Genomic DNA, 3,148 nt, shown 5'->3' with positions numbered 1-3,148 from the left:
AGTGGCTTGCTGATAGCTCAGGTCGGTCCATTCGATGTTCATGCCATTCGGCAGCACCTGGCCCGACATCGCTTCCAGCTTCTCCATTGCCTGCGCTGAAGAGAGTACGCGTGGATCGGCATCACCTATCAAGTCCGCCGCCGGATAGCCGTTATAACGAATCACCGGATCGGGGCCATAGGTGGTGGTGATGTTGACCATACTGCCGATTGGCACCATCTCGCCCTGATTGTTACGGGTACGCAGATTGGCAATATCCTGCACGCTGTTACGGAAATCCCCGTCCGCCTGCGCCATCACACGCCAGGTACGACCAAACTTATTGAAGTCGTTGACGTAAGAGGAGCCGAGATACACCTGTAAGGTACTGAACAGGTCAGTCAATGACACGCCTTGCGCTTTGGCCTTGTCACGGTCCACCTGCACATCCAGCTGCGGTACGTTGGCCTGATACGAGGAGATCGGGAACATCATGCCCGGCGTCTGCATCACCGCACCGGAAAGGGTATTAATGGCGGTTTGCAACGCACCGTAACCTAAGCCCGCACGATCCTGCACATACAGCGAGTAACCCGAACCCTGACCCAGCCCCAGAATCGGCGGTGGCATAATCGAGAAACCAAAGCCTTGCTGGATTTTGGAGATTTTCGCGTTGATTTCAGCGTTAATTTCCGCAGCCGAACGGGTACGTTCATTAAACGGCTTCAGGCCGAAGAATACGGTGCCGGTATTCGGTGTATTGGTGAACTGCAAGGCATTCAGGCCAGGGAAGGCGACCGAATAGGCCACGCCTTCGGTGTTCATGCCGATTTCGCTCATCTTGCGAATCACTTCATCGGTACGCGCCAGTGACGAACCTTCTGGCATTTTCACGCCGCCAATCAGATACAGCTTATCCTGCGTCGGAATAAAGCCGCCCGGCACGGTGTGGAACATAAAGCCCGCGCCCGCCAGCAGTATGACGTAAACGCCAAATACCGCACCGCGACGACGCAGGGTTTTGCCGACCATCGACTCGTAGCCATCGGAACTGCGCTGGAAGAAGCGGTTAAACGGACGGAAAATCCAGCCGAGTAAGCGATCAATCAGACGCGTCGGCATATCTTTCGGTGCATCATGCGACTTCAGTAGCTTGGCCGCCAGCGCCGGAGAGAGCGTCAATGAGTTAATGGCGGAGATCACCGTGGAGATGGCAATCGTCACCGCAAACTGCTTGTAGAACTGACCGGTCACACCGGACAGGAACGCCATCGGCACGAATACCGCACACAGCACTAACGCAATCGCGATAATGGGTCCCGACACTTCGCGCATCGCCTGATGCGCAGCCGCCGTCGGTGAGAGTCCCATCGCGATATTACGTTCGACGTTCTCTACCACCACAATGGCGTCATCCACCACGATACCTATCGCCAACACCAGCCCGAACAAACTGAGGGTGTTGAGCGAGAAGCCCAGCAGGTAAAGCACGCTGAACGTTCCCACCACCGAAACCGGCACGGCCAGCAACGGAATGATCGATGCACGCCAGGTTTGCAGGAACAGGATCACCACCAGTACCACCAGCACAATCGCTTCAAACAGCGTTTGCACCACGGCACGGATCGAATCACGCACGAACACGGTTGGATCGTACGGTGCCGCCCACTGCACATCGTCCGGGAAGCGGGTGGCCAGTTCGGCCATCTTGTCACGCACAGCATTCGACAAGTCGATGGCGTTGGCGCCCGGTGCCTGGAAGATACCGATGCCGACCGCGTCCTTGTTGTTCAGCTGAGAGCGCAGGGCGTAGCTACCGGAACCCATCTCAATGCGCGCCACGTCACGCAGGCGCACCAGCGAGCCGTCATCGGCGGTTTTCAGAATGATGTTGCCGAACTGTTCTTCGCTCTCCAGACGCCCCTGGGTGTTGATCGACAGCAGGAAGTCACTGGCCTTTTTGGTCGGCTCTGCGCCCAACTGACCGGCAGACACCTGCACGTTCTGCTCCTGCATGGCGCTGACCACATCAGAAGCGGTCATGCCACGTGCGGCCACCTTATTCGGATCGAGCCAGACGCGCATCGCATACTCGCCCGCCCCGAAGATCTGAATTTGGCCGACACCCGGCAGGCGTGCCAGCTCATCTTTCACCTTCAGGGTGGCGTAGTTACGCAGATAGAGTGAGTCATACTTGCCCTTCGGCGAGAACATGTGCACCACCAGCGTTAGCGTCGGTGACATCTTCTGCGTGGTCAAACCGAGTTGACGCACCTCTTCCGGCAGGCGGGCTTCTGCCTGCGCCACACGGTTTTGCACCTGAACCTGTGCCTGGTCTGGATCGGTACCTGGACGGAAGGTCACGGTGGTGACCAGCACGCCATCCGAACCGGCCACTGACTTCATGTACATCATGTTTTCGACCCCGTTGATCGCCTCTTCCAGCGGTGTCGCCACCGAATCAGCAATCACTTTGGGGTTGGCGCCAGGATATTCTGCGCGCACCTGCACACTGGGTGGCACCACGTTGGGGTATTCACTGATCGGCAGCAGTGGTATGGCGATCAGTCCGGTGGTAAATATCAAAATCGACAGTACCGCCGCAAAGATCGGTCGGTCGATAAAAAAGCGGGAGAAATCCATAACAGGCAGTCTCGATTATTATTGAGCGGAGCGCATTGCCACCGGCTGAGCTTTCACCGGCATGCCAGGCATGAAGACTTTCTGCAGGCCATTGACGATCACTTTGTCACCCGGCTTCAAACCGGATTGCACAATGCGCAGGCCATCAGCCAGCTCGCCAGCCTGAATATCGCGACGCTCGGCTTTACCCTGCGCATCGACCACATACACGTATTTACGATCTTGATCGGTCAGCACCGCTTTATCGTCGATCAACAGCGCGTTAAACGCGGCGCTGCCGGGTAAACGCACGCGGGCAAACAGACCAGGGGTGAACTGACGTTCATGATTATCCAGCGTGGCACGCATGCGAATGGTGCCAGTGCTGGCGGTGAGTTGGTTGTCGAGGAAGTCAACGGTGCCACGATGCGGATAACCTTGCTCGCCGGTCAGCGCGATTTCCACCGGCAGCGAACCGCGATTTTGTCCCTGACGTGCCATCGCCTGATACTGCAGATAGGTGGCTTCATCGACGTCGAAATAGACA

2 protein-coding genes are annotated in these 3,148 nt (G+C 57.1%); both read right to left on the bottom strand.

Annotated features, from left to right (window positions below):
* A partial coding sequence (locus tag H7A81_RS26520; protein WP_182059259.1) for an efflux RND transporter permease subunit occupies positions 1-2,622 on the bottom strand: 2,622 nt, incomplete at its 3' end.
* Between the two features lie 18 nt (positions 2,623-2,640).
* Positions 2,641-3,148: efflux RND transporter periplasmic adaptor subunit (locus H7A81_RS26515; protein ID WP_182059258.1), on the bottom strand; the 508-nt coding region annotated here is incomplete at its 5' end.

The organism is Pantoea sp. ME81 (assembly GCF_903970985.1).
GTDB classification, from domain to species: domain Bacteria; phylum Pseudomonadota; class Gammaproteobacteria; order Enterobacterales; family Enterobacteriaceae; genus Pantoea; species Pantoea communis.
This window is presented reverse-complemented; position numbering and strand designations above follow the sequence as displayed.